This window comes from Pseudomonas sp. NPDC088368, from assembly GCF_044753445.1.
Classification (GTDB): Bacteria; Pseudomonadota; Gammaproteobacteria; order Pseudomonadales; family Pseudomonadaceae; genus Aquipseudomonas; species Aquipseudomonas bambusae.
The window spans coordinates 477652-501734 of sequence record NZ_JBIVNG010000001.1; the positions used below are offsets into that span (position 1 = coordinate 477652).

Genomic DNA, 24083 nt, shown 5'->3' on the forward strand with positions numbered 1-24083 from the left:
TCGGCTTCCATGATCGAAAACTTCTGGAAGGATAAATATCCGTCTGGTATCGCTGCCGATATTGATCCGGACGCGTATCCAAACGTTCAGGCGGTATTGAAACAGTCCTGCGAGCGTTTCGCCAACAAACCTGCGTTCAGCAACCTGGGCAAGACACTCACCTACGGTGAGATGTACGAATTGTCCGGTGCGTTCGCCGCGTATCTCCAACAGCACACCGATCTGCAGCCGGGCGATCGTATCGCGGTGCAACTGCCGAACGTACTGCAATACCCGATCGCGGTATTCGGCGCCATTCGCGCCGGCCTGATCGTGGTCAACACCAACCCGCTGTACACCACGCGGGAAATGGAACACCAGTTCAACGACTCCGGAGCCAAGGCGCTGGTGTGCCTGGCGAACATGGCGCACCTGGCTGAGAAGGTCGTGCCAAAAACCCACGTCAAGCACGTGATCGTCACCGAAGTCGCCGACCTGCTGCCGCCACTCAAGCGCCTGCTGGTCAACAGCGTCATCAAGTATGTGAAGAAAATGGTCCCGCCGTTTCACTTGCCCAAGGCCGTCAAATTCAACGACGTGCTGGCGATGGGGCAGGGCAAGCCGGTCAATGAAACCTCGCCAAAAAGCAGCGATGTCGCTGTGCTGCAATACACCGGTGGCACCACCGGCGTGGCCAAGGGCGCAATGCTGACCCACCGCAACCTGATCGCCAACATGCTGCAGTGCAAGGCGCTGATGGGCTCCAACCTCAACGAAGGCTGCGAGATTCTGATCACGCCGCTGCCGCTGTACCACATCTACGCGTTCACGTTTCACTGCATGTCGATGATGCTGAGTGGTAACCACAACATCCTGATCAGCAACCCCCGGGACCTGTCGGCAATGGTCAAGGAATTGTCGAAATGGAAGTTCAGCGGGTTCGTCGGCCTGAACACGTTATTCGTGGCGCTGTGCAACAACGCTGATTTTCGCAACCTGGATTTCTCGTCGCTGAAGGTCACTCTGTCCGGCGGCATGGCGCTGCAACAGACCGCTGCGGAGCGCTGGAAGGACGTGACGGGCTGTTCGATCTGCGAAGGCTACGGGATGACTGAAACCAGCCCGGTGGCAACGGTGAACCCGTTCAAGAACATCCAGATGGGCACGATCGGCATCCCGGTGCCCTCTACGCTGTGCAAGACCATCAACGACGCGGGCGAGGAGCTGCCGCTGGGCGAAGTGGGCGAGCTGTGCGTTAAAGGTCCGCAGGTGATGAAAGGCTACTGGCAGCGCCAGGAGGCCACCGACGAAATGCTGGACGCCGAAGGCTGGTTGAAGACCGGTGACATCGCGGTGATTCAGCCCAATGGCTACATCCGTATCGTTGATCGCAAAAAGGACATGATTCTGGTGTCCGGTTTCAATGTGTACCCGAACGAACTGGAAGACGTGCTGGCGACCCTGCCCGGCGTGCTGCAATGCGCGGCCATCGGCGTGCCGGACGAGAAGTCGGGTGAGGCGATCAAGATTTTCGTGGTGGTCAAACCCGGCGCAACCCTGACCAAAGAGCAGGTCATGGAGCACATGCGCGCCAACGTCACGGCGTACAAAGTGCCGCGCAGCGTGGAATTCCGTGATGCGTTGCCGACCACCAACGTCGGCAAGATCCTGCGCCGCGAACTGCGGGACGAAGAGTTGAAGAAGCTGGCGCTGAAGAAGCCGGCCTGATTCCCCGCAACACCCACAGACCCCGCCGCCGTGCGGGGTTTGTTGTTTTGGGCTCGTCGCGACCTGCTTCTGCCGAAGGCGTGGGAGCGCAGCTTGCTCGCGATCTGGCGCGAAGCGGCAGCAAATACTGCAAACGCGATACGTCTGACACAACCAGGGCAGCCGATTTTACTGCCGCTGCGCGCCAGATCGCGAGCAAGCTGCGCTCCTACGCCCTCCGGGCAGAATCAAAAGCGATGTGCCAGCCGCGGACATGCATGATGCCCACCAAATCTGCGACAATCCGCGCCCTGAATTCAGAATAGAAAAGACTTCGCGCCCTGATGACCGACGAATCGCCTTCCATCGACCAACTGTTCAAGAACCTCGACCACGCGATGATCAGTGATCGTCATCGCCTGCGCCGTCAGTTGCACGAGCTGCGCAAGAAGCCCGACGACGGCAAGCTGGCGCAGTGGGTCGAGCGTGTTCAGGCGTCGTGTGCGCAGGTGACGTCGCGCAAGCAGAGCGTGCCGACGATTCGCTACGACGAAAACCTGCCGATCGCCGCCAAGCGCGACGAGATCAAGGACGCGCTGCTCAAGCATCAGGTGCTGATCATCGCGGGCGAAACCGGCTCGGGCAAAACCACGCAGCTGCCGAAAATCTGCCTGGAAATCGGTCGCGGCCAGCACGGTCTGATCGGCCATACGCAACCCCGTCGCATCGCAGCGCGCAGCGTGGCCAGCCGGGTCGCGGAAGAAATCGGCACGCCGTTGGGCGCGCTGGTCGGTTATCAGGTGCGGTTCGAAGACCAGAGCGATCAGAACACCCTGATCAAGCTGATGACCGACGGCATTTTGCTCGCCGAAACCCAGCACGACCGCTTTCTTGAGCGCTACGACACGATCATCGTCGACGAAGCCCATGAACGCAGCCTGAACATCGACTTCCTGCTGGGTTACCTGAAAACCCTGCTGCCCCGTCGTCCGGACCTGAAAATCATCATCACCTCGGCGACCATCGACCTCGAACGCTTTTCCGAGCATTTCGACAAGGCGCCCATCATCGAAGTCTCGGGCCGGACCTTCCCGGTGGAGACCTGGTATCGGCCGATGACCGCCGAGCAGGACGAAGAGGGCAACAGCGTCGAAGACGACCTGACTGTCGATCAGGCGATCCTCGCGACCCTCGACGAACTGGCCGCGCTCGAACGTTCGGAGCGCAAGTCACCCGGCGACGTGCTGGTGTTTTTGCCCGGCGAGCGCGAGATTCGCGACGCCGCCGAAATGCTGCGCAAGGCCCAGCTCAAGCACACCGAAATCCTGCCGCTGTACGCGCGTCTGTCGCCTGCCGAACAGCAGCGGATTTTCCAGTCGCATCCGGGTCGCCGCGTGGTGCTGGCCACCAACGTCGCGGAAACCTCGCTGACCGTTCCCGGCATCCGCTACGTGATCGACACCGGCACCGCGCGCATCAGCCGCTACAGCTACCGCGCCAAGGTTCAGCGCCTGCCCATCGAGGCGGTTTCCCAGGCCAGCGCCAACCAGCGTAAAGGCCGTTGCGGTCGCGTAGAGCCGGGTTTGTGCGTGCGGTTGTACAGCGAAGAAGATTTCCTCTCGCGCCCGGAATTCACCGACCCCGAGATTCTTCGTACGAACCTCGCGGCGGTCATCCTGCAGATGCTGCACCTGCGTCTGGGGCAAATCACCGATTTTCCGTTCATCGAACCGCCGGATGGCAAGGCGATCAGCGACGGTTTCAACCTGTTGCAAGAGCTGTCGGCGGTCACCCGCGAGAACCAGCTGACGCCGCTTGGTCGTCAACTGGCACGTCTGCCGGTGGACCCGCGCATGGGCCGCATGCTGCTGGAAGCGGCGAAGCAGGGCAGCTTGCAGGAAGTGCTGATCGTTGCCAGCGCCATGTCGATTCAAGACCCGCGTGAGCGTCCGCCCGAGCGTCAACAGGCTGCCGATCAGGCCCACGCGCAGTGGAAGGATCAGGACTCGGACTTCGCCGGGCTGGTCAATCTGTGGCGCGGTTTCGAAGAGCAGCGTCAGGCGCTGACCGCGAGTCCTTTGCGTAACTGGTGCCGCCGCAACTTCCTCAATTACCTGCGGCTGCGCGAGTGGCGCGACTCCCATCGCCAGTTGAGCCTGATCTGTCGCGACCTGCAACTGACGGTCAACAAGGAGCCCGCGGACTTCCCGAAATTTCACAAGGCGGTGCTGTCGGGCCTGCTGAGCCAGATCGGCCAGAAGGCCGAAGAAGGCGACTACCTCGGCGCCCGTCAGCGACGTTTCTGGGTGCACCCGTCGTCGGGGCTGGGCCGTAAACGCCCGCAATGGATCATGGCCGCTGAACTGGTCGAGACCACCAAGCTGTATGCGCGCATGGTGGCCAAGATCGAGCCGGACTGGATCGAGCCGCTGGCCGGGCATCTGGTCAAGAAAAACCACTTCGAACCGCACTGGGAGAAGAAGCGCGGGCAGGTCGTGGCCTTCGAACAGATCACCCTGTTTGGCCTGATCATCGTCGGGCGTCGTCCGGTGCATTTCGGGCCGATCGACCCGGTGGTGGCCCGCGAGTTTTTCATTCGTGAAGGGCTGGTGCGCGGCGAGATTCAGTCCCGCGCCAAATGCCTGAGTGCCAACACCAAACTGCTGGAACAGCTCGACGAACTGGAGGCCAAGGCCCGTCGTCGCGACATTCTGGCGGATGAGGAAACGCTGTTCCGCTTCTATGACGAGCGCCTGCCCGCCGAGATTCACCAGACCGCGACGTTCGACGCGTGGTATCGGATGGAGAGCCAAAAGAACCCTCAACTGTTGATCATGCGCGAGGAAGATGTCCTCGCCCGTGAGGCCAGCGAAGTCACGGCCAATCTGTACCCGGATACGTTGCGTCTAGGCGATCTGACCCTGCCGCTGACGTACCACTTCGAACCGAACCATCCACGGGACGGCGTGACTTTGCGCGTCCCTGCGCCGCTGCTGTTGTCGCTGCCGGCTGAACGTCTGGAATGGCTGGTGCCGGGACTGCTGGAAACCAAATGCGTGGCGCTGGTGCGGAACCTGCCCAAGGCCCTGCGCAAGAATTTCGTGCCGGTGCCGGACTTCGTCAAGGCAGCGTTGCAGCGTATGGCGTTCGCCGACGGCTCGCTGCCGCAGGCGTTGGGTCGTGAGCTGTTGCGCATGACCGGCGCTCGGGTCACCGACGAGGCGTGGGCCGAGGCGGCGCAGCAGGTCGAGAGCCACCTGAAGATGAACCTCGAAGTGGTCGACGCTCAGGGCAAGTTTCTGGGCGAAGGTCGCGACCTGGACGAACTGACTGCACGCTTTGCAGAAGCCGGGCAAGCCGCCTTGGCTGTGCCGCAAACCGCGAAGAGCCAGCAGCCAGTTGAGGCCAAGGGCTTTGCCAAGGTCGAAGAAAAAACCCAGCAGAAGATTGCCGGGCTGTCGATGACGGTGTATCCGGCATTGGTCGAAGAGGGCGGCGCGGTCAAGGAAGGGCGGTTCTCGACCCAGACCGAAGCCGAGTACCAGCACCGCCGCGCCTTGCAACGTCTGTTGCTGCAACAACTGGCCGAGCCGACGAAATTCCTGCGCAGTAAATTGCCGGGTCAGACCGAACTGGCGTTGCTGTACCGCGACATGGGCCGGGTCGACGCGCTGATCGAAGACATTCTGTTGGCCAGTCTGGACAGCTGCATTCTCGAAGGCGAAGCCACATTGCCACGAGATGGCGCAGGGCTGATGTCGCTGGCCGAGCGCAAGCGCGGCGCGCTCACGGAACACGCCGAACGCCTGGCAAGGCTGACGCTGGACATTCTCAAGCTGTGGCACGGCCTGCAAAAGCGCTTCAAGGGCAAGATTGATCTGGCCCAGGCCGTGGCGTTGAACGACATCAAGGCGCAATTGGGCAAGTTGGTGTATCCGGGCTTCGTGCGCGAAACCCCGGCGCCTTGGATCAAGGAGCTGCCGCGTTATCTGAAGGCGATCGAGTTGCGCCTTGAGAAGCTGGGCAGCCAGGTGCAGAAAGACCGGGTCTGGAGCATCGAACTCGGCAACCTCTGGGCGCAATACCAGACCCGCGCCGACAAACACGCCCAGGAAGGCAAGCGCGACCCCGAGCTGACGGTGTATCGCTGGTGGCTGGAGGAGTACCGGGTGTCGCTGTTCGGCCAGCAATTGGGGACCAAGGTGCCGATTTCCGACAAGCGATTGAGCAAGCAGTGGGCGGCAGTGGAGGGGTAAATAGTTCGCGGTTTATCTGAATCACCGCGTTCCCCTGTAGGAGCGAATTCATTCGCGAATGGCCTGTACATTCGATACATCTCTGTCGTCTGTACCCCTGTCTCGCGAATGAATTCGCTCACACAGGGATTGCGATGCTGCGGTCCTGCATTCCAGCGGCCCGATAGCGCCAAATTCCGGCCGTTATGGCAAACTTCGCGGTTAAAACCCCAGCGTTACAAAAACACTGCTCCCGCCAACGGGGGATTTTATCGTTGCATTGGTACTGTCGTTCCAGAAATAGCCAGCACCGTGCTTGCGCAGACGCTTTGTCTGCTGCCAATCAAAAAGAGAGGAACGACCGTGTACGACGTCGTGATCAGTGGCACAGGGCTTTTCACCCCGGCCAACAGCATTTCCAACGATGAGCTGGTGCATTCTTTCAACACCTACGTCGCGCAATTCAATGCTGAAAACGCCGCCGCCATCGAGGCCGGGGACGTTCAGGCGTTGACCGAATCCAGCGCGGCGTTCATCGAGAAAGCCAGCGGCATCAAAAGCCGCTTCGTCATGGACAAGGAAGGCATTCTCGACCCGATTCGCATGAAGCCTCGTCTGCCGGAACGCTCGAACGATGAATGGTCGATCCTCTGCGAGATGGGCGTCGCCGCCGCTGAACAGGCGTTGCAACGCGCAGGCAAAACGGCTGCTGACATCGACGGCGTGATCGTCGCCTGCTCCAACCTGCAACGGGCTTACCCAGCCATCTCGATCGAGATTCAGGCGGCGCTGGGCGTTCAGGGGTTCGGTTTCGACATGAACGTTGCCTGTTCCTCGGCCACGTTCGGCATTCAGACCGCCTATAACAGCGTCAAACTCGGCCAAGCCCGTGCGCTGTTGGTGATCAGCCCGGAAATCTGCACCGCGCACCTGAATTTCCGTGACCGCGACAGCCACTTCATCTTCGGTGATGCGGCGACGGCAGTGGTGGTTGAGCGTGCTGATCTGGCGACGTCCGAGCATCAGTTCGACATCGTCAGCACCAAGTTGCTGACCAGCTTCTCCAACAACATCCGCAACAACTTCGGCTTCCTCAACCGCACGGCGGAAGAAGGCGAAGGCAAGCCGGACAAGCTGTTCGTGCAGGAAGGCCGCAAAGTGTTCCGCGAAGTCTGCCCGATGGTGGCGGAACTGGTGGGCACGCACCTGACCGAGAACAGCCTCAACGTCAGCGACGTGCAGCGTTTCTGGCTGCATCAGGCGAACCTCAGCATGAACCATTTGATCGTGAAGAAACTCCTGGACCGCGACGCCACTGTCGAAGAGGCCCCGGTGATTCTCGACCGCTACGCCAACACCAGCTCCGCGGGTTCGGTGATTGCGTTTCACACCTACCAGGACGACCTGCCGACCGGCGCACTTGGCGTGCTCAGTTCGTTTGGGGCGGGGTACTCGATTGGTAGCGTGATTCTGCGCAAGAAGTAACGACTCCGCTCTCGGATCAGACCGGGATCTGAAACGGTAGGAGCGAATTCATTCGCGAAAGATCTGTCAGGCGACATGGTTGTGTTGGCTGTGTGGGCCTTTCGCGAATGAATTCGCTCCTACAGGGGTTTCTGCGTATAAAAAAGTGTTCGGCGCCCAAAATAAAAACAGCCCGGCATTGGCCTGTCGGAACGGATGATGGGGATCCGACAGGGCAACGGCGGGCTGTGAGTGTCACTTCAGACCTTGAGGGAGCACTCAAGGCCTGACGCTTTCAGCTTGAAGCTTGCCGCTCGAAACGCGCGGCTGCTTTTCTTAGAACTTGGCCATCACGTCCAGTTGCAGGGTGTTGGCATCCTGGTCACGCGGGGCGTTCGCGTAGGCGAAGTCTGCTTTGGTCAGGAAGTACGTGGCGCCCAAGGTGAAGTTCTTGTCGACATCGTACGAAACGCTCAGCTTGTGGCCGCGCGAACCGGTGGTGCCGTTGGCGAAGTCGGAGTCGGTGAAGGCGCCAACCACGGCGTTACGCTGAGTATCGCGATAGTTGTAGTCCAGACCGAAGCCGAACACCTTGGTCTTGGCACCGGCCAGCCATGCAGTGTCCTGATCGCTGTCGGTGGCGCTGTTGACCACGTACTGACCGTACAGGCTCAGAGGAACGACCAGACCGGTGAAGTCCAGTTGACCGAAGCCTTCATACAGGCGGAAGTCGTTGGTGTTGTTGCCGTTGATGCTCAGGCCGCAGAAGGTGGTCGCGGTGCTGGCAGCAGCCGGATTACAGTCGTTGGAGTGCTGGTACTGGTAAACGGAACCGCCGAGGGTCAGTTTCATGGCATCGGCAACACCGATACGCATGCCCAGCTGAGCCGCGTTCAGGCGCAGGTCGTTCTTGAACTGGGTGCCATCGCCGCTGATGTCGTCTTTGAGGGTGTAAGTACCGGCGCTACCGAACAGCTCGAAGGATTTGCTGATGGGCAAGCTGTAAGTGGCTGCCAGGCCTTCCGGGTTGATGTCGCTATCCCAGATCACGTCGCCTTCGCTGACCCAGGGCTGGGCCATCTTGCCGCCGATGAGGTGCAGGTTCTGGATAGCAGTCGGGTGGTAGTCGATGTAACCCTGATCCAGCCACAGGTCTTTCTTGGTGAAGTAGTCGTTCTGGTCAACGTTGGTGGAGTTGGCCTTGTTGTCGCCGCCAGTGGCGATACGAATACCGGTGCTGACTTGTGGGTTGATGTCGGTGTACGCGCCCAGACGAACACGAATACGCTGACGGTTCTTGTCCTGGCTGTTGTTCTGGTCGTCGATTTTGACCGTTTCCTGACGAACGCGAACGTCGCCTTTGAACTGAGTCTTGGCGGCCCACGCCACTTTCTGTTCGAATGCCGACAGTTCCGAGGACTTGGCAGCAGTAGCGGCAGCGATCTGGTCGGCTGTCGCTTTCTGGGCTTGTTGCTGAGCCTGCTGATCTTTGGCCAGCTCGTTTTGCAGTTCGGCGTACTGGGTTGGAGAAATCGACCCGTTGGCCTTGAGCATGTCGAGCAGTTTCGCGTCGACTGCGGCGCTGGCCGGAACGCTCATGGCCAGCAACAGACCGCCACACAGGGCTGCCGCAGTTTTGGTGGAAGCAAGACGCATATCAATCTCCGTAGATGAGAAGGGATGACAAAGCCATCCTGGGAACGACCGACCGGAAATGGGCGGGAAAAAGTCTGTGTTTTTAAGAACCTGGGGCTCTAAAAACAGGCGCCAGTATCACCATCGTTTATGACAGAGAGATGGCTAGGTGATGGCATGTCGATGACATGTGAAAATTCTGTTGAACCCGCGGGCTAGAGCGCTGTCGGCCCAAGTTTCATGTGCAAATACTTTCAATAAGTGATAAAGCGCAAACGTTGGCGTGAGTGGTTTGAAGAGCTCGGGAGAGATCGATGTCGTTGCATCGCTTGGATAAGTTGTCGGATCTGGCACCTGCCGAATGGGACGCGCTGATACCCGGCGAGTCGCCCTTTCTGCGCCACGGGTTTCTCAGTTCGCTGGAAGACAGTGGCAGCCTCGGACCTCGGTCCGGGTGGCGTGCGGAGCATTTGTTGCATTACGAAAACGACACGCTCATCGCCGCGCTGCCGACCTATCGCAAATGGCATTCCTACGGCGAGTACGTGTTCGATCACGGCTGGGCCGACGCGTGTCGCCGTGCAGGCATTGCGTACTACCCCAAGTTGCTGGTGGCGGTGCCGTTCAGCCCGGTCAGCGGTCCACGACTGTTGGCGAAGACCCCGGAAGACGGCCGTGAGTTGATCGCCTGTTTGCCGGGGTACGCAGAGGCAGAAGCGTTGTCGAGTGTGCACGTCAACTTCACCGACCCCGTGGCCGATGCCTTGCTCGCCAAACACCCGGAGTGGCTGCAACGCATCGGCTGTCAGTACCACTGGCAGAACCGGGGCTATCGGAACTTCCAGGATTTTCTCGACGCCCTGAGTTCGCGTAAGCGCAAGCAGATGCGCAAGGAGCGCGAACAAGTGGCGGGGCAGGGCTTCGATTTCGAGTGGCTCGAAGGCCACGAACTGAGCCAGGCGCATTGGGATTTCGTTTATGCCTGCTATTCCAACACCTACGAGATTCGCGGCCAGGCGCCTTACCTGACCCGCGAGTTCTTCAGCCTGTTGGCCGAGCGCATGCCCGAGGTGATTCGCGTGGTGTTGGCGAAGCAGGGGGCACGGCCGGTGGCCATGGCGTTCAGCCTGATCGGCGGCGACAGCTTTTATGGGCGGTATTGGGGCTGTCTCGCCGAGTTCGACCGGCTGCATTTCGAGACCTGTTTCTATCAGGGCATGGATTACGCGATTGCCCATGGCATCCAGCGATTCGACGCCGGTGCACAGGGCGAGCACAAGTTGATTCGCGGCTTTGAACCGGTGATCACCCACTCATGGCACTACTTGGCCCATCCCGGTTTGCGCGAGGCGGTGACGGGGTTTCTGGAGCAAGAGCGGGCCGGGATTCTGGCGTATGCCGAAGAAGCGCGAGGCGCGTTGCCCTACCGTCAGGGGGAGTGAAGGTCATCGTTCCCCGGCAGCGTCGCGCCAGTCGGCTACAGGGGCGAAGTCGGCCAATACGGGCGCACGATCAACTCAAACTCACGTGCCGGCTCAATAGTGCCCGCAAGGCGGCGGGCTTAACCGGCTTGGCCAGGTAATCCAGTCCGGCCGCGTGCACTTGTGCGATCAACTCCGGGCGCCCGTCGGCGCTGATCAGCACCCCAGGCACCGGCTCACCCAATTGCGTGCGCAGCCACGCCATGAGCTCGGTGCCGGTCTCGCCGTGGTCAAGGTGGTAATCCACCAATGCCAGATGCGGGCGGATGCCGTCGTCGAGCAAGGTCTGGCATTCCTCGCGGTTGCGCGCCGTCCACACTTGGCAGCCCCAGCGGCTGAGCAGGCTGTTCATGCCAATCAGAATGCTGTCTTCATTGTCGATGCACAGCACCTGCGTGCCATTCAAGGCGGCGCGTTTCGGCTCTACCGCCACGGCTTGCGGCGCGGCTTGAGTGCGGGCGAGCGGCACCGTGACGCTGAACACGCTGCCCTTGCCTGGCCATGAACGCACTTCGAGCGTATGGCCCAGCACGCGACACAGACCATCGGCAATCGCCAGCCCCAGACCCAGGCCTTTTTCGGCGCGGGTCTGGTGGCTGTCGAGCCGTTTGAATTCTTCGAAAATCACTTGGCGTTTGTCTTCGGGAATGCCCGGCCCGCGATCCCACACTTCCAGGCTCACGGATGCGCCCGTGCGCCGCACACCGAGCAGAATCGGGCCTTTCGCGTAACGGAAAGCGTTGGTGAGGAAATTCTGCAACACCCGGCGCAACAGCTTCGCATCGCTGGCGACCCGCAATTGACTGCCGCGCACCCGGAAGTTCAGACCCTGTTCCTGGGCCAGCGCTTTGAATTCCGCGCCCAACGTGTCGAACAGGTTGTTGAGCGGGAAGGGCGCGATCGTCGGCGTGAATTTGCCGTTTTCCAGGCGAGAAATGTCCAGCAGGTCACTGATCAGGTCTTCGGCGGAACGCAGCGAGCTGTCGAGGTGCTGAATCAGTTTCTGCGCCTCATCGGGAATGCTGTCATCCACGTGCAGCAGCGCGGCGGAGAACAGCCGCGCCGCGTTCATTGGCTGCATCAGGTCGTGACTGACCGCCGCGAGAAAGCGGGTTTTCGACTGGTTCGCCGCCTCGGCGTGGGCCTTGGCCTCGGTCAGGGCGACGTTGAGTTGCGACAGCTCGCGGGTGCGTTCGGCCACGCGCTGTTCGAGGCTTTCGTTGACGCCCTTGAGCGCCTGTTCGGCCTCACGGAACGCGGTGATGTCGGTGAAACTCATGACGAACCCGCCGCCCGGCATCGGGTTGCCGATCAGCTCGATCACCCGGCCGTTGGGAAACAGGCGCTCGGACGTGTGCGCGCGTCCCTGACGCATCCAGTGCAAGCGACGAGCGATGTGAACCTCTGCCTCTCCCGGCCCGAGTAAACCCCGTTCAGCGTTGTAGCGGATGATGTCGGCAATCGGGCGCCCGACGCTGATCAGGCCTTCCGGGTAGTTGAACAGTTCGAGGTAGCGGTCGTTCCAGGCCACCAGTTTCAGCGACTGGTCCACCACGCTGATGCCCTGGGTGATGTTCTCGATGGCGCCTTGCAGCAGCGCGCGATTGAACTGCAACACCTCGGACGCTTCGTCGGCGATGCGCACCACGTCTTCGAGCTGCATGTCGCGGCCTTCGATGGCGGCCTTCACCACGGCGCGGGTCGAGGACGTGCCGAGGACACCCGCCAGCAGCCGTTCGGTGTGGGCGATCCATTCGCCGTTGGCGTTCTGGTTCGGGTTAAAGCCCTTGCCCTGCCGGTAGGCGAAGCGAATGAAGCTCTGCTGCGCCCGTTCCTCGCCCACGAAACGCGCCGAGAGTTTGAGCAAATCCTCGATCTGCACCGCCAGCAGCGAGCGATTGTTGGGCCGCGCCTGCAATTCCTGACCGATGAAACGCCCGGCCTGCCAGTGCTCCGACACCCGCGTACGCGACAGCAGCGAGACCCAGACAAACAGCGCGAAGTTGCCCGCCATCGACAGCAGCACGCCTTGGGTCAACGGGCTGATCGGCAGGTTGAACGGGTTGCTGTGCAGCCAGCCCAGCAGCGGAAAACTGCTCAGCGCCCAGCCCATGCTGTGGGCGGTGAGCGGCAGGACGAGGGTGTAGAACCAGATGAACACGCCGGCGGCCAAGCCCGCGAACACGCCTCGGCGATTGGCGGGTTTCCAGTACAACGCGCCGATCATCGCGGGGGTCAATTGCGTGATCGCGGCGAAGGCGATCTGGCCGATGGTCGCCAGGCTCGCCGTCGAGCCGAGCAGGCGATAGCTGACGTAGGCGAGCAGCAGAATCGCGACGATGCTGACCCGGCGCACCGACAGCATCCAGTAACGGAACACCTCGAACGGGCGCTCAGCGGTTTTGCGGCGCAACAGCCAGGGCAGCAGCATGTCGTTGGAGACCATGGTCGACAGCGCGACGCTGGCCACGATCACCATGCCCGTCGCCGCCGAGGCACCACCGATGAAGGCGAGCATCGCCAACGCAGGGTGCGCGTGGGCCAGCGGCACGCTGATCACGAACGAATCCGGCAGCACCGAACTGGGCAGCAGCATCTGCCCCGCCAGCGCGATAGGCACCACGAACAGCCCGGCCAGCAGCAGGTAAATCGGGAACACCCATTTGGCCAGCCGCAGGTCTTGAGGCTCGATGTTCTCGACCACCGTCACGTGGAACTGCCGGGGCAGGCAGACGATGGCCATCATCGCCACGCCGGTCTGCACCACCATCGACGGCCAGTTGATGGTTTCCTTCCAGTACTCTTCCAGACGCGGCGCCAGCATCGCCTGATTGAACAGGTCGTCCACGCCGTCGTACAGGCCGAAGGTCACGAACACCCCCACTGCCATGAAGGCGAACAGCTTGACCAGCGACTCGAAGGCAATCGCCAGCACCATGCCCCGGTGGTGTTCGGTGGCGTCGAGGTTGCGCGTGCCGAACACGATGGTGAACAGCGCCAGCACCAGCGACACGATCAGCGCGGTATCTTGCGCCCGCGTGCCCGTGGCATCGGCTCCGGCCCCGATCAGGATGTTCACGCCGAGCACGATGCCTTTGAGTTGCAGCGCGATGTAGGGCAGCACGCCGATCAGGCAGATCAACGCGACGACGATGGCCAGGGTCTGAGATTTCCCGTAGCGGGCGGCGATGAAGTCGGCGATGGAGGTGATGTTTTCCTGCTTGCTGATCAGCACCATCTTTTGCAGCACCCACGGCGCCAACACCAACATCACGATGGGCCCGAGGTAAATCGGCAGGAACGACCACAACTGCTCGGCGGCCTGACCCACGGCCCCGAAAAACGTCCAACTGGTGCAGTAAACCGCCAGCGACAGGCTGTACACCCACGCACGCAAGCGCGGCGGCAAGGCACCGCTGCGACGATCACCGTAAAAGGCGATGGCGAACATGATGGCCATATAGGCCAGGGCGACGGCAGCGATCAGTCCGCTGGACAGCGACATGGGAACTCCAGACTCAAGCAGGTGCGGTTTCGGCTGCGATCCTTCGCAGGTCACACAGTCTCGCACGCCGGGTGACGTTCGTCTGTTTCGACCAAGGTCGGAGCGGGGGCAAGGTTATCCGAGGCTGCCGCTGATTCGGAACATCGCGCCTACAGGTCGGTGGTGAGCGCGGGGAATTGCGTATATCAGAGAAATCTATGACCCATACCGAAATTACCCGCTTAGTCGATATCACCTGACGCCCTACCATGGAGATCACCTCACACGAGGACAGGAGCCATCCCATGAGTCACAGCCTTTTCGTCACCGCGCGCAGGCCCTTCAGCCAACTGAGCCACCCGCGCGAAGTCATCCGCCAATTCACCCCCAACTGGTTCGCCGTCATCATGGGCACCGGGATTCTCTCGGCGGTGCTCACGCAATTGCCCGTTCAAGTCCCGGGCCTGTTCCCGTTCGCCGAGGCCCTGTGGCTGCTGAACATCGCGCTGTTTCTGACCTTCAGCGTCCTCTACACCGCTCGTTGGGTGATGTTCTTCGACGAAGCGCGGCGGGTGTTCGGGCATTCCACGGTCTCGATGTTCTTCGGCACGATCCCCATGGGGCTGGCGACGATCATCAACGGGCTGCTGACCTTCGGCCTGCCGCGCTGGGGCGACGGGATGGTGCCGGTCGCGGAACTGCTCTGGTGGCTGGACGTGGCGATGTCGGTGGGCTGCGGCGTGCTGATCCCGTTCATGATGTTCACCCGCCAGCAGCACAGCATCGATCAGATGACAGCGGTATGGCTGCTGCCCGTGGTCGCGGCGGAAGTGGCGGCGGCCAGCGGGGGATTGCTGGCACCGCATCTGACGGATTCGCACAGCCAGTTCAGTGTGCTGATCACCAGTTACGTGCTGTGGGCGTTGTCGGTGCCCGTGGCGTTCAGCATTCTGACGATCCTTCTGCTGCGCATGGCGTTGCACAAACTGCCCCACGAAAACATGGCGGCGTCGAGTTGGCTGGCGTTGGGGCCGATCAGCACCGGCGCGTTCGGCTTGATGGTGCTGGGCGCTGAGTCGCCACAGATATTCGCCGCCAATGGATTGCCCGGTGTGGGCGAGATTGCGGCGGGATTGGGGCTGATCGCAGGGATCATGCTCTGGGGTGTCGGCGTGTGGTGGCTGCTGATGGCCGTGCTGATCACGGCGCGTTACCTGCGCAACGGCATCCCGTTCAATCTCGGCTGGTGGGGCTTTACCTTTCCGTTGGGCGTGTTTGCGTTGACCACGCTGAAGCTGGGGGCGGTGTTGAATCTGGGGTTCTTTTCGGTCTTCGGCAGCGTGCTGGTCGCCGGTCTCGCGGCGCTGTGGCTGGTGATCATGAAACGCACCGTGGTTGGGGCCTATAAAGGAACGCTGTTTGTCTCGCCGTGTATTGCGGGTTTGAAGGGGTAAGGATTCTCACGTCCGGCACGACATCAAACTGTGGGAGCGAATTCATTCGCGAAAAAGGTTCAGCCGATAGAGAGGTGCCGCCTGAAATACCTTCGCGAATGAATTCGCTCCCACAGAAATGTGCATCGACAGAAACGCCTGTTGCGTCTTCAATGTGGCTCGGATCGGCTCTCCAGCGTTCCAATCCAAAAGCCGATAGCGGCGCCATTCAGGACCCTGGACGATGAGTCAGTCGCAGTTCAATTTGTTGGGCAAACGGCGTTTCCTGCCGTTCTTCGTGACCCAGTCCCTCGGGGCCTTCAACGACAACATCTTCAAGCAATCGCTGATCCTCGCCATCCTCTACAAGCTCGCCATCGACGGTGACCGCTCGATCTACGTCAACCTCTGCGCCTTGCTGTTCATCCTGCCGTTCTTTTTGTTCTCGGCGCTGGCGGGGCAGTTCGGGGAGAAGTACCCCAAAGACCGGCTGATCCGCATGATCAAGGTGCTGGAGATCGGCATCATGGTGGTCGGCGCTGTCGGCTTTCTGTTCGATCACCTGTCGTTGATGCTCGCGGCGCTGTTCGCCATGGGCACCCACTCGGCGCTGTTCGGGCCGGTGAAATACTCGATCCTGCCCCAGCACCTGCACGAAAACGAATTGGTGGGCGGCAACGGTCTGGTGGAAATGGGCACCTTCCTGGCGATTCTCGCCGGGACCATCGGCGCCGGGATCATGATGTCGGCCACCCATTACGCGCCCATCGTCTCGACAGCGATGGTGCTGGTGGCGTGCCTGGGTTACCTCGCCAGTCGCGGCATTCCTCCCGCTGCAGCCGCCAGCCCGGAAATGCGCCTGAACTGGAACATCTTCAGCGAATCCTGGGCCACCCTGAAACTGGGCCTCGGCCAGACCAAAGCCGTGTCACGCTCCATCGTCGGCAACTCCTGGTTCTGGTTTGTCGGTGCGATCTACCTGACGCAGATTCCGGCGTACGCCAAGGAATTTCTCTACGGCGATGAAACCGTCGTCACCCTGATTCTGACCGTTTTCTCTATCGGTATTGCGGCTGGCTCCATGCTCTGCGAGCGGCTGTCGGGACGCAAAGTGGAAATCGGCCTGGTGCCCTTCGGTTCGGCAGGCCTGACCGTGTTTGGCCTGCTGCTGTGGTGGCATTCCGGAGGCTTCCCGCAGAACGTTCAGGCCAACGACTGGCTGGCCGTGCTGGGTTACGGTCAGGCGTGGTGGGTGCTGCTCGACATCCTTGGCATCGGCGTGTTCGGTGGCTTCTACATCGTGCCGCTGTACGCGCTGATCCAGTCGCGTACGCCGGAGAAAGAGCGCTCGCGGGTGATCGCTTCGAACAACATCCTCAATGCGCTGTTCATGGTAGTCTCGGCGATTGTCTCGATCATCTTCCTCAGCGTGGTGAAGCTGTCGATCCCGCAACTGTTCCTCGTCGTCTCGCTGATGAACATCGCGGTCAACACCTACATCTTCAAGATCGTTCCGGAATTCACCATGCGCTTCATGATCTGGCTGCTCAGCCATTCCATGTACCGCGTGGAGCACCGCGACCTCGAACAAATCCCTGACGAAGGCGCGGCCTTGCTGGTCTGCAACCACGTGTCGTTCGTCGATGCGTTGCTGATCGCTGGCTCGGTGCGTCGGCCGATCCGCTTCGTCATGTACTACAAAATCTTCAACATCCCGGTGCTGAATTTCATCTTCCGCACCGCAGGCGCGATCCCGATTGCCGGGCGTGGCGAAGACCTGTTGATCTACGACGCAGCCTTCAAGCGCATCGCCGAATACCTCAAGGAAGGCGAGTTGGTGTGCATCTTCCCCGAAGGCAAACTGACCACCACGGGCGACATCGACGAATTCAAAGGCGGCATGACCCGCGTGCTGGAAGAGACCGACGTGCCGGTGATTCCGCTGGCGTTGCAGGGGTTGTGGGGCAGCTTTTTCAGCCGCGATCCGAACAAAGGCGTGTTCCGTCGGTTGTGGTCGCGCGTGACCCTGGTGGCAGGGCCTGCGATGGCGGGAGATCAATCGCAACCTGCGTTGGTGCGTGAGCGGGTGGCTGAATTGAGAGGGGCGGTGCGCTAATCGGGCGCTGAGGTTCTGATGCGGAGTGCGGTCTCCTGTAGGAGCGAATTCATTCGCGAAAAGGGTTCAGCCGATAGGGATGTGCCGCCTGAAATACCTTCGCGAATGAATTCGCTCCCACAGTTGATTGGGGTGTGTCAGACCAGATGCCTTCTCTGACACATCGCCGATCAGCCCACCACCGGCTTGTCTTCCGTCACCACCGCATCCGGTTCCATCTTCCGGAAGTACGTCGAGAGCAGCGCGCCGGAGATGTTGTGCCACACGCTGAACAGCGCGCTTGGCACCGCCGCCAGTGGCGAGAAGTGCGCGGCGGCCAGGGCGGCGCCGAGGCCGGAATTCTGCATGCCGACTTCCAGCGACAGCGATTTGCGCTGGGGCAGCGGCAGTTTGAACAGCTTGCCGGTGAAATAGCCCAGGCCGAAACCGAAGGTGTTGTGCAGGATCACCACGGCCATGATCAGCAGGCCCGACTCGGCGATCTTCGCCTGACTGGCCGCCACCACCGCGCAGACGATCATCACGATGCTCACCACCGAAATCAGCGGCAGCACGTCGACGGCGTATTGCACTTTCTCGCCCAGGACCTTTTGCGCAACGACGCCGAGCACGATGGGCAGCATCACGAATTGCAGGATCGACCAGAACATATCCATGAAAGACACCGGCAGCCAGGCCGACGCCAGCAGCCAGATCAGCGCCGGCGTCAACAGCGGGGCGAGGAGGGTGGTGACGGCGGCGATGGCCACCGACAGCGCCAGGTCGCCCTTGGCCAGCCAGGTCATGACGTTGGACGACGTGCCGCTTGGGCAGCAGCCGACCAGAATCACGCCGACGGCGATTTCCGCTGGCAGGTGGAACACCTGACACAGCAACCACGCCACACCCGGCATGATCACGAAATGCGCAACCACGCCCAGCGCCACACGCCACGGATGGCGCACGACCTCGGAGAAGTCTTCAAGCTTGAGGGTCAGGCCCATGCCGAACATGACCAGCCCCAGCAGCGGGACGATCAGGGTTTTCAGCGCAATGAACCAGCCCGGGAACAGGAACGCCAACACGGCGAACAGCAGCACCCAGTACGCGAAGGTATTACCGACAAAACGACTCAACGCAGCCAGGGCACGCATGGCTTGCTCCTTAGGTTTCTCTAGTTATAAGTGTCGATCAGCACTGCGCCGTCGATGAGCGACGGCGCAGCAGGTGATGCTTTATACCGCGTCGGGCTGTCAGATACCTTGGGGAATCTCTTCACCACCCAACGCCTCGAACAGCTCCGGGAGGAACTCGCCGAAGGTCAGCATCATCAAGGTGAAGCTGGCGTCCAGTTGGCCCAGGGCGTCGTCGCCGCCGTCCTGTTCCGCCTGATCTTGCAGCAGGTCTTCGAACTTCAGGCGCTTGATGCCCAGTTTGTCGTCCAGCACAAAGGACAGTTTGTCTTGCCAGGCCAGGGACAGCTGAGTGACGACCTTGCCGGTGCTCAGGTGCAGTTGGATCTCGTCGCTGGTCAGGTCCTGACGCTTGCACTTCACGATGCCGCCGTCTTCGTGGGTGTCGCGCAGTTCGCATTCGTCGAGGACGAAGAAGTTGTCGGCGGTCTGGACGGTCTTCACCCAATCGGTCATGACGGCGGTCGGCGCGGTCTTCACGGTCACCGGGCGCACCGGCAGCGAACCGACCACTTCACGCAGGGTAGAGAGCAGGTCTTCGGCGCGTTTCGGGCTGGAGGCGTTGACCAGGATCACGCCTTGCTTCGGCGCGATGGCGGCGAAGGTGGCCGAGCGGCGGATGAACGCGCGCGGCAGGAAGGCCTGGATGATTTCGTCCTTGAGCTGATCACGCTCTTTTTTATAGACCTTGCGCATTTGCTCGGTCTCGATTTCTTCGACTTTCTCTTTCAGCGCGTCGTTGACCACGCTGCCGGGGAGAATACGTTCTTCCTTGCGCGCGGAAATCAGCAGGAAATCACCACTGACGTGCACCAATGGCGCGTCTTCACCCTTGCCGAACGGGGCGATGAAACCGTAAGTGGTCAACTCCTGGCTGGCACAAGCGCGTGCAGGCTTGGTCGCCAATGCGGTTTCCAGCGCCTCGGCGTCAAACGGCAGGTCTTGGGTCAGGCGATAGACAAGCAGGTTTTTGAACCACATGGGGGACAGCTCTCCTTTATACAAAGGGGGGCATTATTCGCTGCTGCGACCCTGCGGCCAACCCTGATGTAACCCTTTGGTTGGATTATAAAAATTATTTGAAAAAGTGCTTGCCAGAGATTTGATCGCTCCGTAGAATGCGCGCCACACCGAGAGACAAGGGTGATTAGCTCAGCCGGGAGAGCATCTGCCTTACAAGCAGAGGGTCGGCGGTTCGATCCCGTCATCACCCACCACTCGTTGAAAGGTGTTACGCGCAGCGGTAGTTCAGTCGGTTAGAATACCGGCCTGTCACGCCGGGGGTCGCGGGTTCGAGTCCCGTCCGCTGCGCCATATTGAGTTACGAGGCCCTTGAACTCCTCGTAACGACAGAGAAAGCGACCTTAGGGTCGCTTTTTTTGTGCCTGGGATTTGGTGACGCTTTGGGTTTGCTTTTGATTCTGGCCGAAGAGCGGGCTCTCGCCGGTCTCCGATGCCGGGCCTGCGCTGCCTTTGATTCTGGCCAAAGGCCGTGGGAGTTGGCTTGCCTACGATCTGCTGCGAAGCAGCAGTAGAACCGGACACCTCGGTTGTGTCTGACACTCCGCGTTTGTCGGGTTTGCTGCCGGTGCCCGGCAGATCGCGAGCAAGCTTGCTCCCACGCCTTCGGCAGAAGCAGATCGCAGGCAAGGCGGAACGCCACCCTGGCACACCTACGCCCTTCGGGCAGAAGCGGGTCCGCGGTATGATTCAGGCCGGGCCGTGTTACCCCACATCCACCTCAACCACATCCCCCGTCAACCTGACCGGCCATGTCCGCAACTTCAGCGCCGGGTCTTCCAGGCATGTGCCGTCGTCCAACCGATAATGCTGCTTATATAAAGGTGAGGCGATCACCAGATCACCGGCGAGGCTGCCGATCAGCCCGCGGCCGATCACGTTCACGCCCGACACCGGGTCGCGGTTGTCCACGGCGAACAACTGCGGGGTGCCGCTGATGGAGGCGACGTACAGCAGCGCCACTTGCACGTTGCCCATCAGCGCCACGACGCCGGAATTGAGCACCAAATCCTGACGGGCGCAGACGGCGCGCCAGGCCTGGGTGTGCGAAAGGTCTTTCATCGACGCGTGGACCTGGTTCATCGTGCGATCTCCTCGACAGGAATAAGGTTGAGTTCGTGGCTGCGGGCCGGGCGACGCTGGCTGCGCTCCTTGACGAAATGGATGTCCGGGTCGGCGCTCTTGTCGTTGACGAAGGTGCGGAAGCGCTTGAGCTTTTCCGGGCTCTTCAGCGCATTCGCCCATTCGCATTCATAACGATCGACCACCAGCTGCATTTGTTCCTCCAACTCGACGGCCAACCCCAGGCTGTCGTCGATGACCACGGCTTTCAGGTAATCCAGCCCGCCTTCAAGCGACTCTCGCCAGACCGACGTGCGTTGCAGCTTGTCGGCGGTGCGGATGTAGAACATCAACACCCGGTCGATGTAGCGAATCAGCGTTTCGTCATCCAGGTCCGTGGCGAACAGCTCGGCGTGACGCGGGCGCATGCCGCCGTTGCCACACACGTATAGGTTCCAGCCGTTCTCGGTGGCGATCACGCCGATGTCCTTGCTCTGGGCCTCAGCGCATTCGCGGGTGCAACCCGATACGGCAAACTTCAGTTTGTGCGGCGAGCGCAGGCCCTTGTAGCGGTCCTCGATGCGCAACGCCATGCTCACGCTGTCCTGCACACCATACCGACACCATGTACTGCCCACGCAGGACTTCACCGTGCGCGTGGATTTGCCGTATGCATGCCCGGTCTCGAACCCGGCGGCGATCAACTCGGCCCAGATGTCCGGCAATTCATGCAACTGCGCGCCAAACAGGTCAATGCGCTGGCCGCCGGTGATCTTGGTGTACAGGTCGTATTTCTTCGCCACCGCGCCAATCGCCAGCAAACCGTCCGGGGTAATCTCTCCCGCCGGGATGCGCGGGACCACCGAATAGGTGCCGTTCTTCTGCATGTTGGCCATGAACGTGTCGTTAGTGTCCTGCAACGGCACAAGGGATGGGTCCATGATCGGCTTGTTCCAGCAAGACGCAAGGATCGAGCCGACCGCTGGCTTGCAGATGTCGCAACCAAGATGGCCTTTGCCGTGGAGAGCTAGCATGTGCTCGAACGTCTCGATGTTTTCCACTCGTGCGAAGGCGTACAGCTCCTGCCGGGTGTAGGCGAAGTGCTCGCACAGGCTCTTGTCCACGGCCACGCCACGGGCGGTCAGTTCGTGTTCGAAGACACTTTTCAGCAGCGCCGCACACCCGCCGCACCCGGTCGCCGCCTTGGTGCAGGCTTTGAGTCCGGCGAGGTCGGTGCAGCCGCCGTCGATGGCCGAACAGATCGAGGCCTTGCTGACGTTGTGGCAGGAGCAGATGGTCGCGGTGGCGGGCAATGCGTCGGCACCCAACGTCGGCGCGCCTTCGCTTTGCGGCATGATCAGGCTCGACGGGTCGGCGGGCAGTTTGATGCCGTTCTGTGCGTATTGCAGCAGCGTGTCGTAATAGCTGTTGTCGCCCACCAGCACGGCGCCGAGCACCTGTTTGCCATCGGCGGAAACCACCAGACGACGATAACTGGCCGTGGCTTCGTCGATGAACCGGTAGCTGCGTGCGCCGGTAAGCGCGCCATGAGCGTCACCAATCGAACCGACGTCCACGCCCAGCAGCTTGAGTTTGGTGGACATGTCGGCACCGAAGAATGGCTCGGCGTCCAGATCGCACAATTGCGCGGCGACGTTGCGCGCCATCTGATACCCCGGCGCCACCAGGCCAAAAACACTGCCGTTCCAGGCCGCGCACTCGCCGATGGCGAATATGTCGGCATCGCTGGTGCGGCAATGTTCGTCGATGGCGATGCCGCCCCGCGGACCCAATTCCAACTCGCATTGGCGGGCGAGGGCGTCTTGCGGACGAATGCCTGCGGAAAACACGATCAAGTCAGTTTCGAGAAATTCGTCGCCTGCGAAATTCATCCGGTAACGGTACTGCTCACCCTTGCTGATCGACTGCGTGGCGCGGGAAAGATGCACACCCACGCCCAGAGCTTCGATGCGGGCCTTCAAGGCCGCGCCGCCGAAGTCATCCAGTTGCACCGGCATCAGGCGCGGGGCGAATTCGACGACGTGGGCTTCCAGACCCAAGGATTTCAGCGCGTTCGCGGCTTCAAGGCCGAGCAAGCCGCCACCGACCACGACCCCGCGTGTCGCCTGGCTCGCAGCGGCGCGAATGGTGTCCAGATCGTCCAGCGTGCGATAGACCAGACGCGAATGACCCTCGGCGCCTTCGATGGGCGGCACGAAAGGGTAAGACCCGGTCGCCAGCACCAGCTTGTCGTAGCCGAAGCAACCTTGGGCGGTGATCACCTCGCGGCGCACCCGGTCAATCTCCAGCACCGGAACGCCCAGATGCACGGTCAGCCCGAGCTGTTCATATAAAGAAGCATCGCTCAGTGCCAGCGACTCGGCATCCCGACCGCCGAAATACTCGGACAGGTGCACGCGGTCGTAGGCGCGCTGGCCTTCCTCGCCGAAGACGTGAATGCGATAGCGCGAGAGGGCACCGGCGGCGATCAGCTGCTCGACGCAGTGATGACCGACCATTCCGTTGCCGACCACGATCAGGGTTTGCAGATCATCAAGCGAGGCGACAGTAGTGTTCATATCGATTCCCGGCCTAAGCCAATCAGGTTTTTCAAACGCAAAAAAAAGGCGCCCGGAACCTCTCGGTTCCAGGCGCCTTTGCCTGTTCTTTATGGGTTGTCGCGACAGCGGTGTCGGCGGCAACGTGCTGAGCCCGGCGGCAGATCGTCGTTGACCCGCCAGAGCCGCCAGCCGCGCATGTGTGGCTGGAATTGGAAGGGATGTAGCAATGGGTGTGCCAGGGAAGCATCGGCCCTCAGAGTGCTACTGAATTGGATTTTGATTCTGCCCGCAGGGCGTAGGAGTTGGCTTGCCTACGATCTGGTGCGAAGCAGCAGTAAAACAAGACACCTCCGTTGTGTCAGACATACCGAATCGTCAGGTTTTGCGACTGCTTCGGTCGGACGCGACCCCGGGCCGATCGCAGGCAAGCCAGCTCCTACGGCCTGCGGCCAGAATCAAGAGCCGAGGCCTGGTAAACACGCAGGAATATCATGCCAACCAGGCACAACATCGGTGCGATTTCGCCGCCATCGCCCCAACCTGTAGCAGTGCGGCTTGCTGGGAATGGCGCCTCCAACACCCATACCGCCAAGCGCCTGCGCCCCTCCCGGCGATGCTCAAGACGCTGGCCTGCCCCTTGCAATGTCACCTGCAAAGGCAATCAACGCAGATTGCCGTCCTCCACGACAAAGGCGCCGTGTACTCCCCGTTCTAAAGACGGAGGAGGACAGGGC

General features: G+C 61.1%; 12 protein-coding genes and 2 tRNA genes. 8 read left to right on the forward strand and 6 right to left on the reverse strand.

The genetic code is table 11. The annotated features are described in order from the left end of the window. Nucleotides 1-9: 9 nt before the first annotated feature. From fadD1 to ACIQAL_RS02100, 3 genes are all read left to right on the forward strand, one after another. Nucleotides 10-1707 (forward strand): long-chain-fatty-acid--CoA ligase FadD1, encoded by a 1698-nt coding sequence (gene fadD1 / locus ACIQAL_RS02090; protein WP_401141851.1) that lies wholly within the window; start codon nt 10-12, stop codon nt 1705-1707. A 323-nt stretch (nt 1708-2030) separates the two neighbouring features. After that, nucleotides 2031-5942: an ATP-dependent RNA helicase HrpA gene (hrpA, locus tag ACIQAL_RS02095; protein WP_401141853.1), complete on the forward strand. Its 3912-nt coding sequence runs from the start codon at nt 2031-2033 to the stop codon at nt 5940-5942. A gap of 342 nt (nt 5943-6284) precedes the next feature. Then, nucleotides 6285-7406 carry a beta-ketoacyl-ACP synthase III gene (locus ACIQAL_RS02100; RefSeq protein ID WP_401141855.1) on the forward strand — a complete coding sequence of 374 codons (1122 nt, stop codon included), beginning with the start codon at nt 6285-6287 and terminating at the stop codon, nt 7404-7406. 315 nt (nt 7407-7721) lie between these two features. Here the strand turns inward: ACIQAL_RS02100 and ACIQAL_RS02105 are convergent, their stop codons facing one another. Continuing rightward, the gene (locus tag ACIQAL_RS02105; RefSeq protein WP_401141858.1) at nt 7722-9041 is read right to left on the reverse strand and encodes a putative porin; all 1320 of its coding nucleotides are present in this window, start codon (nt 9039-9041) and stop codon (nt 7722-7724) included. A 293-nt stretch (nt 9042-9334) separates the two neighbouring features. Between ACIQAL_RS02105 and ACIQAL_RS02110 the strand changes: the two genes are divergently transcribed. Continuing rightward, the gene (locus ACIQAL_RS02110; protein WP_401141861.1) at nt 9335-10462 is read left to right on the forward strand and encodes a GNAT family N-acetyltransferase; all 1128 of its coding nucleotides are present in this window, start codon (nt 9335-9337) and stop codon (nt 10460-10462) included. Nucleotides 10463-10532: 70 nt separating this feature from the next. Here ACIQAL_RS02110 and ACIQAL_RS02115 read toward each other — a convergent pair whose 3' ends face one another. Continuing rightward, the gene (locus ACIQAL_RS02115; RefSeq protein ID WP_401141864.1) at nt 10533-14006 is read right to left on the reverse strand and encodes a NahK/ErcS family hybrid sensor histidine kinase/response regulator; all 3474 of its coding nucleotides are present in this window, start codon (nt 14004-14006) and stop codon (nt 10533-10535) included. A gap of 284 nt (nt 14007-14290) precedes the next feature. Here ACIQAL_RS02115 and ACIQAL_RS02120 point away from each other — a divergent pair, with 284 nt between their 5' ends. After that, nucleotides 14291-15439 (forward strand): TDT family transporter, encoded by a 1149-nt coding sequence (locus tag ACIQAL_RS02120; protein ID WP_401141866.1) that lies wholly within the window; start codon nt 14291-14293, stop codon nt 15437-15439. A 223-nt stretch (nt 15440-15662) separates the two neighbouring features. Beyond that, nucleotides 15663-17534: an MFS transporter gene (locus ACIQAL_RS02125; RefSeq protein WP_401141868.1), complete on the forward strand. Its 1872-nt coding sequence runs from the start codon at nt 15663-15665 to the stop codon at nt 17532-17534. A 170-nt stretch (nt 17535-17704) separates the two neighbouring features. Here the strand turns inward: ACIQAL_RS02125 and ACIQAL_RS02130 are convergent, their stop codons facing one another. Next, nucleotides 17705-18667: a bile acid:sodium symporter family protein gene (locus ACIQAL_RS02130; RefSeq protein ID WP_401141870.1), complete on the reverse strand. Its 963-nt coding sequence runs from the start codon at nt 18665-18667 to the stop codon at nt 17705-17707. Between the two features lie 99 nt (nt 18668-18766). Then, nucleotides 18767-19687, reverse strand: coding sequence for a recombination-associated protein RdgC (gene rdgC / locus ACIQAL_RS02135; protein WP_401141872.1), 921 nt, complete (start codon nt 19685-19687; stop codon nt 18767-18769). Between the two features lie 160 nt (nt 19688-19847). Here rdgC and ACIQAL_RS02140 point away from each other — a divergent pair. Further along, nucleotides 19848-19923 (forward strand) — tRNA-Val (locus ACIQAL_RS02140). A 20-nt stretch (nt 19924-19943) separates the two neighbouring features. Next, a tRNA-Asp gene (locus ACIQAL_RS02145) sits at nt 19944-20020 on the forward strand. Between the two features lie 411 nt (nt 20021-20431). On the opposite strand, the gene nirD is transcribed toward ACIQAL_RS02145, so the two are convergent. After that, a complete protein-coding gene (gene nirD / locus ACIQAL_RS02150) occupies nt 20432-20809 on the reverse strand; it encodes a nitrite reductase small subunit NirD (protein WP_166593396.1) in 378 nt (125 codons plus the stop codon). Beyond that, complete coding sequence (nirB, locus tag ACIQAL_RS02155; protein ID WP_401141875.1) at nt 20806-23367, reverse strand: nitrite reductase large subunit NirB; 2562 nt, start codon at nt 23365-23367, stop codon at nt 20806-20808. Before nirB ends, nirD begins: the two co-directional genes overlap by 4 nt. Nucleotides 23368-24083: the final 716 nt, after the last annotated feature.

Excerpts from the sequence above, each read along its gene's own strand:
- nirB (WP_401141875.1), bottom strand. The coding sequence starts at position 23,367 with ATGAACACTACTGTCGCCTCGCTTGATGATCTGCAAACCCTGATCGTG.
- nirD (WP_166593396.1), bottom strand. The coding sequence starts at position 20,809 with ATGAACCAGGTCCACGCGTCGATGAAAGACCTTTCGCACACCCAGGCC.
- hrpA (WP_401141853.1), top strand. The coding sequence starts at position 2,031 with ATGACCGACGAATCGCCTTCCATCGACCAACTGTTCAAGAACCTCGAC.
- ACIQAL_RS02125 (WP_401141868.1), top strand. The coding sequence starts at position 15,663 with ATGAGTCAGTCGCAGTTCAATTTGTTGGGCAAACGGCGTTTCCTGCCG.
- ACIQAL_RS02105 (WP_401141858.1), bottom strand. The coding sequence starts at position 9,041 with ATGCGTCTTGCTTCCACCAAAACTGCGGCAGCCCTGTGTGGCGGTCTG.
- fadD1 (WP_401141851.1), top strand. The coding sequence starts at position 10 with ATGATCGAAAACTTCTGGAAGGATAAATATCCGTCTGGTATCGCTGCC.
- ACIQAL_RS02115 (WP_401141864.1), bottom strand. The coding sequence starts at position 14,006 with ATGTCGCTGTCCAGCGGACTGATCGCTGCCGTCGCCCTGGCCTATATG.
- ACIQAL_RS02130 (WP_401141870.1), bottom strand. The coding sequence starts at position 18,667 with ATGCGTGCCCTGGCTGCGTTGAGTCGTTTTGTCGGTAATACCTTCGCG.
- ACIQAL_RS02120 (WP_401141866.1), top strand. The coding sequence starts at position 14,291 with ATGAGTCACAGCCTTTTCGTCACCGCGCGCAGGCCCTTCAGCCAACTG.
- ACIQAL_RS02110 (WP_401141861.1), top strand. The coding sequence starts at position 9,335 with ATGTCGTTGCATCGCTTGGATAAGTTGTCGGATCTGGCACCTGCCGAA.
- rdgC (WP_401141872.1), bottom strand. The coding sequence starts at position 19,687 with ATGTGGTTCAAAAACCTGCTTGTCTATCGCCTGACCCAAGACCTGCCG.